Source organism: Devosia sp., assembly GCF_028290625.1.
Lineage (GTDB): Bacteria > Pseudomonadota > Alphaproteobacteria > Rhizobiales > Devosiaceae > Devosia.
This window is the reverse complement of the sequence record NZ_JAQGJM010000006.1, coordinates 19,566-33,803: the sequence shown is the minus strand read 5'-3', so window position 1 is coordinate 33,803 and position 14,238 is coordinate 19,566. Positions and strand designations below refer to the sequence as shown.

11 protein-coding genes are annotated in these 14,238 nt (G+C 61.9%); 5 read left to right on the top strand and 6 right to left on the bottom strand.

What is annotated here, in order from left to right; genetic code table 11:
- Positions 1-336 precede the first annotated feature (336 nt).
- The 6 genes from JWR51_RS02080 to JWR51_RS02055 all read right to left on the bottom strand — a co-directional run bounded on the left by JWR51_RS02080 (position 337) and on the right by JWR51_RS02055 (position 8,263).
- Positions 337-774 carry a serine protease gene (locus JWR51_RS02080; RefSeq protein ID WP_299742998.1) on the bottom strand — a complete coding sequence of 146 codons (438 nt, stop codon included), beginning with the start codon at positions 772-774 and terminating at the stop codon, positions 337-339.
- Entirely contained in the window at positions 728-3,073 is a 2,346-nt protein-coding gene (locus JWR51_RS02075) for a PAS domain-containing protein (protein WP_299742994.1), read from the bottom strand. Before JWR51_RS02075 ends, JWR51_RS02080 begins: the two co-directional genes overlap by 47 nt.
- Before the next feature lie 79 nt (positions 3,074-3,152).
- On the bottom strand, positions 3,153-4,370 hold the full coding sequence (locus tag JWR51_RS02070; RefSeq protein ID WP_299742991.1) for an EAL domain-containing response regulator: 1,218 nt from the start codon (positions 4,368-4,370) through the stop codon (positions 3,153-3,155).
- Positions 4,371-4,403: 33 nt separating this feature from the next.
- Positions 4,404-5,756 (bottom strand): hypothetical protein, encoded by a 1,353-nt coding sequence (locus JWR51_RS02065; RefSeq protein WP_299742988.1) that lies wholly within the window; start codon positions 5,754-5,756, stop codon positions 4,404-4,406.
- 105 nt (positions 5,757-5,861) lie between these two features.
- A complete protein-coding gene (locus JWR51_RS02060; RefSeq protein ID WP_299742985.1) occupies positions 5,862-6,935 on the bottom strand; it encodes a substrate-binding domain-containing protein in 1,074 nt (357 codons plus the stop codon).
- Positions 6,932-8,263 carry an ROK family protein gene (locus tag JWR51_RS02055; protein WP_299742982.1) on the bottom strand — a complete coding sequence of 444 codons (1,332 nt, stop codon included), beginning with the start codon at positions 8,261-8,263 and terminating at the stop codon, positions 6,932-6,934. The genes JWR51_RS02060 and JWR51_RS02055 overlap by 4 nt, the downstream gene beginning before the upstream one ends.
- 215 nt (positions 8,264-8,478) lie before the next feature.
- Between JWR51_RS02055 and JWR51_RS02050 the strand changes: the two genes are divergently transcribed.
- From JWR51_RS02050 to JWR51_RS02030, 5 genes are all read left to right on the top strand, one after another.
- Entirely contained in the window at positions 8,479-9,294 is an 816-nt protein-coding gene (locus JWR51_RS02050; RefSeq protein WP_299742979.1) for a sugar phosphate isomerase/epimerase, read from the top strand.
- Positions 9,295-9,330: 36 nt separating this feature from the next.
- A complete protein-coding gene (locus JWR51_RS02045) occupies positions 9,331-10,449 on the top strand; it encodes a substrate-binding domain-containing protein (protein WP_299742976.1) in 1,119 nt (372 codons plus the stop codon).
- Positions 10,450-10,529: 80 nt separating this feature from the next.
- Positions 10,530-11,693: a Gfo/Idh/MocA family oxidoreductase gene (locus tag JWR51_RS02040; RefSeq protein WP_299742973.1), complete on the top strand. Its 1,164-nt coding sequence runs from the start codon at positions 10,530-10,532 to the stop codon at positions 11,691-11,693.
- Positions 11,690-13,246 (top strand): sugar ABC transporter ATP-binding protein, encoded by a 1,557-nt coding sequence (locus tag JWR51_RS02035; RefSeq protein ID WP_299742971.1) that lies wholly within the window; start codon positions 11,690-11,692, stop codon positions 13,244-13,246. Before JWR51_RS02040 ends, JWR51_RS02035 begins: the two co-directional genes overlap by 4 nt.
- 10 nt (positions 13,247-13,256) lie before the next feature.
- The gene (locus JWR51_RS02030; RefSeq protein WP_299743006.1) at positions 13,257-14,222 is read left to right on the top strand and encodes an ABC transporter permease; all 966 of its coding nucleotides are present in this window, start codon (positions 13,257-13,259) and stop codon (positions 14,220-14,222) included.
- Positions 14,223-14,238 lie beyond the last annotated feature (16 nt).

Sequence of the window (14,238 nt, the reverse complement as noted above, 5' to 3'; positions counted from 1 at the left end):
CGCAAACGACCTTGCCAGCCTCATCGACGACGCACACCGCCGTCTCCAACACCGACACGTCCAGTCCCACGAAATGTGCCATCGCCGTTGCTCCTTCCCTCGATGCAGAGGTCAGGTGCGACCTCGCAAGCATCGTACATGAAGGGGCTGCAGCTTCCTGATCTCAGGTCGCGCCGGCAGCCGCCGCGATACACCATCTTTGGGTAAGTTGCAAATGTGGTCTGAACGAAGCGGCCTGCGGATTCGCATAATATGCGGACGGGAACGACCGTTGGGGCTCGGAGCGGACTTCTCACGTTGCGGGAATGCACCAACGCCCTAGCAGGGATAATAGCGCTATTCGGCAACCCACTGAGCGATCACATCAACATGGATTGCGTGATCTCTTTCGATCAACGGGCCACCTTTGTGAATGACGGCAATCACGCGGCCGCTGGAATCCAGGAGCGGCCCCCCGGAACTGCCCTGTAGCAGTTTCTGTGTCACTTCGACGTATCGGACCGCGCTTCTGACAAAGAAGGATGCAACGAAACCAGGTCTGACATTGATCCTGTCTCCTTTACCGAAGCCCGGATAACCCACGGCTGTGACCGGCTCGCCTATTCCGAAGCCTTGAGTTTTCTCTGGCTGGTAATATTCGGTCTCGGGAATGTCACTGTGATCGAGCAATGCCAGGTCACGGTGCTTGTCCGTCCGCAGGACTGAAATCGGGAACCGATTTGATGGCTTATCGCAGTACCTTCCGCAGCCTAGTGGCCAACTGCTCGCGATCATAGGGTTTGCTCAACAGGTCGATCCCCTGGTCCAGGCGCCCATGATGCACAATTACGTTGTCGGCATAGCCCGACGTGAAGAGGACCTTCAGGCCGGGTCGCAACTCTAGAGACCTTTTCGCTAGTTCTCCGCCATTCATGCCGCCCGGCATGACCACGTCGGTGAAAAGAAGCGTGATCTGGGAATTGGCCGCAAGCATATCGATTGCCTGGTTCCCCGCGGCAGCCTGAAGGACGCGATAGCCAAGCCCCTCCAGCATGCCGGTGAGGTGGCTGCGAACCAGCGCATCATCCTCTACGACCAAGATCAGCTCGTCATGCCCCTTGACCGCTTGGCGCACCGTGTTCTCGGGCACGGGCATACCCTTCTTCCTGGACCGCGGAAAATAGAGCCTGACAGACGTTCCCCGGCCCACCTCGGAATGGACGCCGATGTAGCCTCCGGATTGGCTGACGAATCCATACGCCATGCTCAGCCCCAACCCGGATCCTTTGCCCACCTCCTTGGTCGTGAAGAATGGTTCAAAAACGCGCGGTAGCACCGCCGGGGAAATACCATGGCCGGTATCCGACACCGTGAGAACCACATACTGCCCCGGCGGGACGTCCCCTCCCGAGACCGCTTGACTGGCATCGAGCGTTGCATTGGCCATTGCGATCGTCAGTCGGCCGCTCTCGCTCATAGCGTCGCGGGCGTTGATCGCAAGGTTGAGGACAGCGGATTCCAGCAGAGCCGGATCGATCTCGACCGTCCAGAGTCCTGCTGGTCGGATGACCTGGATATCGATGTGCTCACCCAGGGTTCGACCAAGCATGACTTCCATGCCGGCGATAAGGCCGCTGAGTTCGAGCTGGCGCGGTTGGAGGGGCTGCTTGCGGCCGAAGGCCAGTAAGCGGCTCGTGAGTTCCGCCCCCCTTTGAGCGGCGGTCGAAATCATTTCGGCGAGGAGATGCGGCTGGTGCCCGCTCTCCAGCTCGTCGCACAGAAGTTCGGCACTGCCCAGGATGACGGTCAGGAGGTTGTTGAAGTCGTGTGCGATGCCACCCGAGAGCTGGCCCATCGCTTCCAGTTTTTGCGCCTGCCGCAAACGGCCCTCTAGCTCCCGCTGCGGTGTGACATCCAGCATACTGCCCACCATCCGGACGGCCCTGCCACTCTCGTCACGGATGACGGAGCCACGGTCAATGATGCTGAGCGCATGCCCGTTATTGTGCAGGAACCGATATTCGCTGGTCCAGGATTTCTCCGTGCCGTCGATGACCGCTTGAATGCTTTCAATGACCCGGTCGGCGTCTTCTGGATGTATGCGATACATCCACGATTCCGGACCCGGTTCCACTTCGGCAGGGTCGTAGTCGAACAGCGTTTTGAAGTTTTCATTCCACCAGAGGATGTTGCCGACGAGGTCCCAATCCCAGATCACGTCATTGGTTGCCTGCGCGACGAGTAGAAACCGTTCGTTGCTGATCCGGACCTCTTCCTCGGCTTGTTTTCGCCGCGATATGTCACGGAAATAGACGGCCAGCCCCTCCGGCGTGGGATAGGCATCGACGTCGAACCAAGCCTGGAGAGGCGGAAAATACTCTTGGAACCGCACTGCATGGCCATCCCGAACGGCCTCTCGATAACTGGTCTCAAAGCTGCTCCCCACCGCTTGGGGAAATTCGGTCCAGATTGTCCGCCCCTCCAGCTCGTCCCGCTGGCGCCCCAGAAGTCTTTCGGCTTGGCCGTTGACGAACGAAAACCGCCAGTCCTTGTCCAGCAGGAAGAAGGCATCACTGATGCTCTCCAGTGTCTGGCGCAGTCGCCGGGCGAGGGAGTTGGCTTCATCGCGCATGGCGACAAGTTGGGAGATGTCCTGGAACGCCCCCTCGACGGCCACGATAGTTCCGGTACCGTCGCGGACGGCTTCGCCGATTGAGCGAACCCAGATGCGGTTGCCCTTGGCGGTGACCAGTTGCAGCACCTCATCGAAAGATATGCCGTTTTCGACACAGTCGGCGACGGCTCTGCGGATCGTCGGCTGGTGCTCGAGCGCATAGTAACTTAGTCCCTGCTGGACACTCGGAGAGACATTTGGGGCCTCCTCATGGATCTCGGTCGTTTCCGGGCTCCAGCTCAGCCGGGTCGGGTGGAGATCGACGCGCCAGCCGCCCAGACGAGCCATACGGCCGGCGATGCGTAGCAGGCGTTCAGGCTCTGCCAGCTCTAGCTGCGGTGCGGCGTCTCCGCCAAAGTCCCCGTTATCCTGGTTCGGAGCTAGGCCGGGCAAAGGCCGGAATGGATCAGATGCTCGCAACGTGGCACTCCTTTGTGGGGCCGGCGGAGTTTGGAGCCAGTTGCTTCAACTGAGGCCCTGCCAAAATGCGCGGCTCCGTCTATTGCCTCAAGGTGAGGTCGGACCAGGCAACCGCGCGGGACGAAGGCATGGGTCGGCCGATGAAATAGCCCTGAGCGGCATAGCACCCCATTTCACGAAGCCGCATATAGGTATCGAGGTCTTCCACCCCCTCCGCGACCGTGGTCATCCCCAGACCTACGCTCATGCCGATTATTGCCGCGATGATGGCCTGCGCTTCGCTGGAATGGCACAGCTCGGCCACGAAACTGCGGTCGATCTTGATTTCGGAAAAGGGCATCCGGGCCAGTTGAACCAGTGACGAATAGCCGACGCCAAAGTCGTCGATGGACAACTTCATGCCGATAAGACGCGCTCGGGTCAGAACGTCCAGCGCGCCGGAATCGGGGTCGATTGCGCCGCTTTCGGTCACTTCAAGAACCACTCGCTCCGGCGCGACGCCATAGCGCGAACAGGCGTCGGCAATCGCCCGGACAGAATGGTCGTCTTTCAAACACTGCGCTGGGATGTTTATTGCCACCGAATGAGGCAGGGCAGCAAAATTGCCCCCCAGCCAGGCAAGCGAGCGATCCGCGATGACATCCGTGAGCCTTGCCGCCTGTCCCGTCCGCTCTGCCAGGGGAACGAAGATGTCGGGGCCACATATGGTGGTCTCCTCGCGGGTCCAGCGCGCCAACGCCTCATATCCGATCAAGCTGCCATCGCTACATCTGACCTTGGGTTGAAACACAGGGGCGATTTCACCCTCGGATAATGCGTGCGCCAGCTCGTGGCTGGACGGCGTCGACACTGGTGACGCTGCGACCAGTCGGAGCTTTGGGGCGGTATTTCCGGTCTCAAGCAGGGTGGCCAAAGCGCCGCGGCTGAACGGCTTTGACAAGGCTCCCGCGAGCCGTAGCAGATGCTGTCTTGCCGAACGTTGCGCGGCGTCCAGCACGCGGCGATCGACGCCACTGACAATGATCAGTATCGCCTGACAGCCCACCTCTCCCAGACGCTGGATCACCTCCACCCCATCAATGCCCGGCATGACCAGATCGAGCAGGATGTGGCTTGGTTCCCAGTCAGAAACCTGTGTGAAAAACTCATCCGCGGTTCGGCAATAGGCACTTTCGGCACCGATGGATGCAGCCATCATCCGAACCATTTCGCCGACAAGCGGGTCATCGTCGAGGATCAGCAAACGCAGGTGGGAGCCCGAAATCTGCCCCTTGGGCTCGGAGCGCAGGTCAGTCATGGAAGCTTGCTCCACTATGGATGTTCATAGGGGTCATCCCGAAATGCGTTTTGGACGGGTCAACGGATGTAGGCGCGAAGGCGCGCGCGGTGTGTCCTGCGACAGATGAATGGCAGTGCCGCTGACGTAGTGGAAGCCACTATCGACGGCGGCCAATGCCAGTCCGATCGTATTGGCACCATGCGCCAGGGTGCGAAGGCCGTTGCTCCTGGCAAATTCCATGAAGAATGGCGCGACGGCCCGCCGTGTGGGCGCGCGCAATTGTCCCATGGAAAGATTGCACGACAGACCCCAGAGCGGCATTGCGTCCAGCGCGGAAAGATATTCGGCGCTACCATTGACCTGCAGCGTCAAATCAGGACAGACGGCTCTGACCGTGAAAAGCAGATTGTTGAGGTGGTCGACATCCGGTCGTGACGGGACGTTCGTCACTTCAAGCTTCACGAAAGGCGAATAGACCTCTGGTACGCTGGACAGCAGCTTGAGATACTCGCGGCGGGTCGAACTGCGGGCCAGCGTTTGATATCCCACAGGGACAAGGATGGCGGCGAGGTTGCTCGCCTTCCCGTAGCGGTGCAGGACTTCCAGCGCGCGGGTCAAGGCGAGGCAGTCCATGTCGGCGAGTGTATCGACCATCTGGTCGGGATCGGCAATCGCCTGGAACTGGGACAGCGTGGTGCACCCCAAAGAGAGGTCCAGTACACAGCGGTTGAGCTCGACGATGGCGCGCTCGGGATCCCACAACGGGGCAAAGAGCAGTTGAAAGTCCTTCAGCAGCAGGCGGCGATAGTTCAGGATCGCCCGGTCCGCTTCAAGCCGCATGCGACGCAAGGTCAACACCAGGCGATCGGCCAGGCTGCCCGTATCCCCCGCAAGATTGCTGAGCTCGATTTCGGCGACATACTGTTTGACGGTCATGCTCAACGAAAACTCGGGGAGCTCGGCAAAGATCTCCTGCTTGATCTCGCGGGAAATCTGTCTGGCGCGCTCGAGTGCCGCCTCCCGGTTGAGTTTGGCAAAGCAAATCGAAAATTCGGTGTCGCTGAGCGCCTGCAGAATGTCGCTGTCGGAAAGACGCCGCCTGATGCCCTGCTCGGCCAATTCGCTCGCGCGCGCGGCCAGGCCAGCCCATTTCGATCCCAGGGCCTCCTTGATCTCGTCCAGTCCGACAAGTTCGATGCTGCCAGCGATGACCGACTGTAACGAGGCACGGCGCCTCGCGATCAGGTCGTCGAGACGGTTATCGCTGGTCGAAACACTCGGAGAGGGCCTTTGGCTGGAGGGCGACGCGTGGCCAAGGGGTACGGCGCGGGCGGGATTGGTGAGCGACGGGGGCGACGCGGCCCCTTTCTTGAAGAACGTCTTTATGATGCTCAACACGGTCATGAACAACACACTCGACGCTGGCCTTGCCCAGCACCATGCGCAGAACTGCTTAAGGAAGCGATATGGGGCGCGCGCAGAATGACGACATTTGCCGTCGATGGCCCGCTACTGACCTGCATGCGAATCCTGACTGGCGGTCGACGCCCGCGAGCTCTCGATGATGGCCTTGGGGGCCGGCAGGTGCCAGATGACCTGATAGGCCTCGACGACATCGAATGGCGTAACCTCTCGTCCGGCCAGTGCCACCCAGGGCGGTACCGGAAGTCCTAGCAGGGCCGCGAGCGTCACCCGGGCTGCGGCGCAACCTTGGTCATAGGGCATCTGAGCGCCAACCCCCTTGATCATGCCGTGGCGAGCCATGTCGAGCGCGACTTCGTTGCCCAGGTCCACAGTGGTCATCGGAATGTCAATGCCGCCCTGGGCGAGTGCCCGAACCGCCTTCATTGCCGGTACGTCCCAAACGGCAAAGATGCCTGATAGCCCCGGAGTTTTCTCGACCATGGCCAGTGCCGCCTGCCCGGCGCCGTCCAGTTCAGCAAAACGCTCACGCACAAGAGTGACATCGGGCCGGTGCGTGGCCATCCATTTGCGAAACGCGATTTCGCGTTCGTGAGTGGCAAAGAAGTCGATGCCGTAGCCGAGAATGCCGGCGGCGCCACCGGCTGGAATATGGGCGGAGAGCATAGACGCACAGCTCTGGCCAAGCCCGAAATTGTCGGTTGAAACGACGCTGGCATAGTCGGTGCCGGGGAGCATGCCGGTGGGGGCGTTGTCGAGCAGGACCAGCTTGCGACCGCTCTGTGTCAGAGCCCGATGTGCCGCTGCCACGCGCGCATTGCCAATAGGGATCGAAATTACGGCATCCACCGGATCGACGGCCAACCTGTTGAGGACCGCTATCTGCAACTCGACGTCGAAATTGCAGTCGACCACCTCTACCAGTGCGGCGGAGTGCAGGCCCAGGGTAGCGGCAATGCCCGCCAGTTCCTGCTTGGACCAATCGCTGGTGGTGGTGTGCAGGACCACTGCCACGGAAAACCGACGGGCTCTGGCTTCGGCGGCGTCGGTTGCGCTGAGCTGAATCTGGTCCGCGGGAACGGCTCGCTCCCCGTGGGGGCCGAGGCCTGCAATCGACATGGCGATATCCTCTCGCGTCTTGCCCGGTGTCTGGCTGTTCATGGCCCCACGCGCCCCGCTGCTGGTGAAGCCTTGACTGCCAGCGTTGCCGCCGCCCGCTCCAGGCTTTTCTGGAAGTCGGGATGCAGCAGTGGCGATCCCTGTCCGATCCAACCCTGCAGCATGGCAGGCGCGAAGAGTTCCTCCACCACCACCTGGGCCGCGCCGACCAGGCCGGAAGAGGCGCCCATTTGCGAGCGTATGATCTGCAGGTCGCGGGACACCATGGGGTGGGACTGGCGATAGACTGCCTCACGAATGCCGGCGAGCAGGCTGTCACCCCCGGATTCGGCAACGACGCCGCCTATGACGATCAGCGAAGGATTGACCAGGTTGGTCAGCGGCGCCAGCGCCTCGCCCACCAGGCGGCCGCAGCGACCGAGCAGTTCCACGCAGAACAGGTCGCCCAACTGGGCGGCGTGGCCGATGTCGACCACGGACAATTCGCCATGCCGCTCCAGTGTTTGCGCCAGGTATGGGCTACGCCCCTCTTCACCAGCGGCCAGACCTTCACGGGTGATGGCGTCGGCGCCGGCCACTGCTTCGAGCAGATCCTCACCAACCCTGCTGTGACCGATCATGCCGGCGGCCCCTTGCGCGCCCCGATGCAGATGCCCCTCGGAAATCAGGCCGGCGCTGATCGACCTGCCCAGCTTGACATAGATCATGTCGCTGAGCCCTCGGCCGCCGCCAGCCTTGGCCTCGCCCATGGTCATGGTCTGAACGCCGCTCCGCGCGAAGACCGGCACGCCAAACCGCATCGACAGGCGTTCCAGGAATGGAAAGTCTTGCCAGGATTGCACGGTCTGCAACACCGGTACGGCTTCAAAGCTATCGGCCGGCTTCTCGACCGGTCCCGGCAGTGCCAGCCCGATTCCCCATGGCGCAGGCTTCTCGGTTTCCTTCAGCAGCCAGTCAAAAATGGTCGCCAGCCGGTCCAGAATGGCCTCGGGCCCCGCGTCGAGCTGGGCCGCCTCATGGTGCTCCACCAGCAACTGGCCGTTGAGATCGGCAATGCCGAGCGCGATGGAACTCTGGTCAATCGCCGAAACCAGCAGCGAGCCGGCATCCTGGCGGAACTGCATCTGGCGCGGTGCCCGACCGCCAGTGGCCTGACCCAGTTCGCCTTCCTTGAGCAGGCCCAGATCGATCATCGTCGCCAGCCGGTCGGCAACGACCGCCCGGCCCAGCTCGGAGCGGCGTTCGAGTTCCTGCCGCGTCGTCGCTGCTCCTGTTCGCACCAGGTTGAGCAACAGCGCCAGACTTGCCTGGGCCGCCTCGACACTGCGCGGGCGGCCAACCGACCGCAGCGCTGTTTTCTCCTCCGCCACGAATCCATCCCCTTATCGGCTTCATTTCCAACTTAGCCCGGCTGGTTTCTCGCTTCAAGTCGCTGCTTCGGTTTATTTTACAGCAAAAGATATCGTTCTTATGCTGAATTAATGTTGACTTCGCGCTTTCACGGTGCGTAACGTCCGGTCAACAAGCCGGGTCGACCGCAATGCCAGCCTGACCCCGCCCACCGGATTGTTCTGAGGAGGAATGCATGGCCCTCAAAATGGCCTATCACGCCAATTGCTGGGGACCGCTCGGCGGCAATGCCATGGGGGTGACGTCAATCACCCAGCTGACCTACCGGACCTTCGCCAACATGGATCGCGCCTTCGCCGACATTGCGCGGGCCGGCTATGAGGGCGTGGAAATTTTCGACGGCAACCTGCTCGACGACACGCCGGCTGACTTGCGCCGCAAGCTCGCCGACGCCGGTTTGGAACTGGTCTCGACCTATTCGGGGGGCAATTTCATCTTCCCGGACGTTCTCCCCGAGGAACTGGCCCGGATCGAGCGGGTCGCGGCGGCGGCGGCTGAGGCCGGTGCCAGCCATTATGTCATCGGTGGTGGCGCCAAACGCGCCGATGGCGTCCTGGCAGACGACTACAAGCGGCTGGGCGATGCTCTGGATCAAGTGGGGGACATCGCCCGGCGCGCCGGGCTGCAGGCCCACTACCATCCGCACCTTTCCACGATCGTTGAAGGGCCGGCCGAGGTCACCAGAATTTTCGACCTCACCGACCTCGATTTCTGCCCCGATACCGCACACCTCGCCGCAGCCGGTGGAGATCCCGCGGCGCAGATTCGCGAATTTGCGGGGCGGATCGGGCTGGTGCACCTCAAGGGCCTGCAGCGCGAGCCATTCGGCTTCACCCCGCTCGACACCGGCGACCTCGATAACGGCGCGGTCATCCAGGCGCTCAAGGACACCGATTATTCGGGCTGGGTCATGGCCGAGCTCGATAGCTGGCCCGATCCCTATGAGGGAGCGGCGCGCAGCCACGCATTCCTGAAACGGCATCTTGCCTGATCAGGCCAACACCAAAGTCACCAAAGGGAGGAAACCATGGGACACTTCAAGAAGACGTCGCTGCTGTGCGCAGCCCTGCTAGCCGCCACTATCGTCGGCACAGCACTCGCACAGAGCCCGGACGAGGCACTGGCGGCACTCGTCAACCAGACACTGAGCACCGGCCCGAACGGAGAGAGCCCGGTCTCGGCCTCCGAAATCAAGCTCTCCGATGAGGAATTGGCAAAGATCAAGGCCATGGGGGCCACCGCTGCCATCGTCATGCACTACGGTGGCGACGACTGGAGCCAGGCCCAGATCAACGGGCTTGAAACCCAGTTCAAGGCCATGGGCATCGAGGTGATTGCCACGACCGACGCCGGTTTCAGCTCCGCCAAGCAGGTTTCCGACATCGAAACCATCATGGCGCAGAGCCCCGACATCATCGTCTCGATCCCCACCGATCCGACGGCTACGGCCGGCGCCTATCGGCAGGCTGCCGAGGCGGGGGTCAAGCTGGTCTTCATGGACAACGTGCCGGCCGGTTTCGTCGCGGGTACCGACTATGTCAGTGTCGTGTCCGCCGACAATTACGGCAATGGCGTCGCTTCTGCCCACCTCATGGCCAAGGCGCTGAACGGGGAAGGCCAGATCGGCATCGTCTATCACGCCGCCGACTTTTTCGTGACGCGCCAGCGCTATGACGCCTTCAAGGCAACAATCGAGCAGAACTACCCCAATATCAAGATCGTCGCCGAACAGGGGATCGGCGGGCCCGACTTTACCGGCGACGCCGACCGCGCCGCTTCTGCAATGATGGTGGCCAATCCCGACATCGACGGCATCTGGGCAGTGTGGGACGTGCCCGCCGAGGGCGTGATCGCTGCAGCACGCGCCAATGGCCGCGATGACCTGGTCATCACAACCATCGATCTGGGCGAAAACGTCGCCATCGACATGGCACGCGGCGGCTTCATCAAGGGACTGGGCGCACAGCGGCCGTTCGACCAGGGCGTGACCGAGGCCAAGCTGGCTGGCTATGGCCTGCTTGGCAAGGATGCGCCAGCCTATGTGGCCCTGCCGGCCCTGCCGGTTGAAAAGGCGAACCTGCTTGAAGCCTGGCAAGCGGTCTACTCCACCGAAGCGCCGACCACGGTCAGCGGTTCCATGAACTAGGCGCTCCTCCCGGCGCCTTAGCGGGGACGACCCTCCCTCGTCGTCCCCGCACTATCCCTCACTCAGCCACGAGACAGAAAATGCAAAAGCTCAATGTTGCCATGATCGGCGGCGGATTCATGGGCAAGGCCCACGCCATGGCCTATGCCGCCATGCCAATGTTCTTCTGGCCGGCGCCCGCCATCCCGGTGCGCAAGGTTGTCGTGGACATCAACCAGCAGATGGCCGAAACCGCGCGCGACCGGTTCGGCTTCGCGGAAGCCTCTGCGGACTGGCGCGCAGTGGTCGCACGACCCGACATCGACATCATCGATATCTGCACGCCGAACAATTCCCACGCCGAGATTGCCATCGCAGCCGCCAAGGCAGGCAAGCACATCATCTGTGAGAAGCCGCTGGCGCGAACAGGTGAAGAATCGCGGACCATGCTCGAAGCGGTCCAGGCGTCCGGCTCCATTCACATGGTCGCCTTCAATTACCGTCGCACCCCGGCCGTGGCACTGGCCAAGAAGCTGATCGAGGAAGGCCGTATCGGCAACATTCTCAATTTTCGGGGCACCTACCTGCAGGATTGGTCGGCAGATCCCGACAACCCGCTCTCCTGGCGATTCCAGAGGGCAGTGGCCGGTTCGGGTACGGTTGGGGATATCGGCACCCATGTCGTAGACTTCGCCCGCTATCTGGTTGGCGAAATCGCCTCGGTCAACGCGCTGGTCAAGACCCACATCCCGTCCCGACCCAAGCAGGCCGGCGGTGTCGACAAGCTGGGCGTCGGCGGGGGTGACCGGAATGCGGAACGGGGTCCTGTCGACGTCGATGACGAGATGCTGACCTTGCTCAAGTTCGCCAATGGCGCCATCGGCTCCATCGAGGCCACTCGCAACGCCTATGGCCGCAACAATTTCCTGACCTTCGAAATCCACGGCACCAAGGGGTCCCTGGCTTTCAACTACGAACGGCGCGACGAATTGCAGGTCATGTTCGCCGATGACATCGCCGATGCCCGGGGCTTCCGCACCGTCTATACCGGCCCGGCCCATCCCTATGGATCCGGACTCTGGCCCATCCCGGCGCTTGGCATCGGCTATGGCGAGACCAAGATCGTGGAATGCTTCGATCTGTGCACGGCCATCGTCACCGGCAAGCAGCCATCGCCCAATTTCGAGGATGGATATCGCATCGCCCTCATCGCCGACGCCATCCTGGCATCGGGCGAGAGTGGCCAGTGGGTGCACATCACGTGAGCGACCTGACTGTTAAGCCGATAGCAGTGGAGATGACTAACATCTCCAAGCGCTTTGGCGGCGTCCATGCGCTGCGTGACGTCAGTGTTACCGTACGCTCCGGCGAAATCCATGCGCTTTTGGGCGAGAATGGCGCCGGTAAATCCACCATTCTCAAGATTCTGCGGGGTGTTCAAGCGCCTGATGGCGGCAGCATCGCGATCGGGGATGAGGCATTTGAACGCCTTACTCCCCAACTCGCGCGGCAAAAGGGCATTGGCATGATTTTCCAGGAAATGAGCCTGGTGCCGACACTGACCGTCGCGCAGAACGTATTTCTGGCCAGCGAACCGCTGACGGGAGCAGGCCTGATTGACGACAATGCGATGCAACGACGCAGCGCCGGAATCTTTGCCTCGATGGGCGTCAGTATCAACCCGGCTGCCATCGTTTCCGATCTTTCGACAGGTCAGCAGCAACTGACCGAGATTGCCAAGGCACTCTCGCAGAACGCGGCGGTGCTGGTGCTGGATGAGCCGACCTCGGCCTTGACGGCGGGGGAAGTGGATATCCTCTTCGACCTGCTGCGGCGCCTAAGGGCTGAGGGAAAGGCCATTGTCTACGTAAGCCACCGCATGGACGAAATCTTCCGCATTGCCGACCACGCGACGGTGCTGCGCGACGGGCGGCTGATCGATAGCCGGCCAATCACCGATTACACCCTGACTACGCTAATCGCCGATATCATGGGGAAAGAAACCCGTGACCTGTCGGAATTCACGACGGCTTCGACAGCGCAGGATGAAGTTATCCTCAGGGTCGAAAATCTGTCGAGTAAGCTGCGCCATGGCGGCAACGTGAGTTTTTCACTCAGGCGCGGCGAAGTGCTGGGTATTGCCGGCCTGCTCGGGGCGGGACGCAGCCGTCTGGCGCGCATGCTCTTCGGGCTTGAACCTATCGCCGGCGGCACCATTACGCTGCGGGGGCATACGACAGCCATTGGTTCGCCCCAGCAGGCGACTGAGCTCGGTCTGGCGCTGGTGCCCGAAGACCGACGCCGGCAGGGATTGGTGCTAGCCCATTCCATCCAGCGCAATATCGAGCTGCCCATACTCAAGCGTCTCGGTTCCACCCCCTTCGTCGACCAGCCAAAGTCGCGGGCGGCGACCGACGAACTAATCAAGCGTCTTGCAATCAAGGTGGCATCGCGTGAGGCGCCGGCTAACTCACTGTCCGGTGGCAACCAGCAGAAAATCGTCATCGGCAAGTGGCTGGCGACCGATCCTGACATTCTCATTTTGGATGAACCCACTGCCGGCATCGACATCGGCTCCAAGGGCGAAGTGCTGCGGCTGGTGCGCGAACTGGCGGCCCAGGGCAAGTCCATCATCTTCATCTCGTCCGAACTCGTCGAACTCATGGCCGTCAGCGACCGCATCGCGGTGATGTCGGGTGGCCGTCTGGTCGAAACGATCGACAAGTCTGACCTTTTGAACAGCACTGGCGAGGCAACGGACCTGCGCGCCGAACAAAAGCTGCAACTGATCGTGCAGCAGGGAGGAAAACATGTCTGACACCACGGCAATGAGTGAGCGCCGCGAGACCCCTTTGGGCTATTTCAAGCGCACGTGGCGGCAGAACATCATCTATATCGGCTTCGCCGTGGTGTTTCTGTTTTTTGCCCTGACGCTACACGACAAGGGTTTCCTGACGCCGAACAACATCCTCAACATCGCACGCCAGACCGCCATGATCGCCGTGATGGCGGTCGCCATGACGCTAGTGCTGTCATCGGGCGAGATTGACCTGTCCGTCGGCGCTGTGGCGGGCCTCGCTTCGGTCACTACGGCGATGGCCGTCGCCTGGGGTGGCCTGCCAGCGGGCATCGCGGCGGGCATCATGACCGGCGTTACCGTCGGGCTGATCAACGGCTTTTTGTCAACGCGGCTCATGATCCCGACCTTCCTCACCACCCTGGCGATGATGGGCATCGCCAAAGGCACGGCCATGTGGGTATCCGGAACCGCCGCCATCCCCGTGCTCGACCGCACTTACCCGGCCATCTTTGGCGGCGGCAATATCGGGGCGATCCCGACCCTGTTGCTGTGGATGCTGGTTATCGGTGTCATCGGCCACATCGTGTTGCGGCGCACCAAATTTGGCCGGCAGGTGCTTGCGGTGGGCGGCAATGTCGTGGCGGCACGCTATAGCGGCATCAATACAGGTCGGATCAAGCTCTGGGTCATCGTCATCTCCGCGGTCACTGCGTCGCTCGCCGGGATGCTCTATGCTGGCCGCCTGCAGACGGGCCGCTTCCAGCTCGGCGAAGGCGACGAATTGTCGGTCATCGCCGCCGTAGTGCTGGGCGGCACGTCGCTGTTCGGCGGCAAAGGCACCGTGGTCGGTTCGATCATCGGCGCCCTGATGATCGGCGTCATCAACAATGGCCTGATCCTCATGGGCCTTGAATATTCCCAGCAACTCATCGCCCGCGGCGGGATCATCATCCTGGCGGTGGCCCTGAGCCAGGCGGGCACGCGTCCCGCTTGACGACCGGGCGACCGGA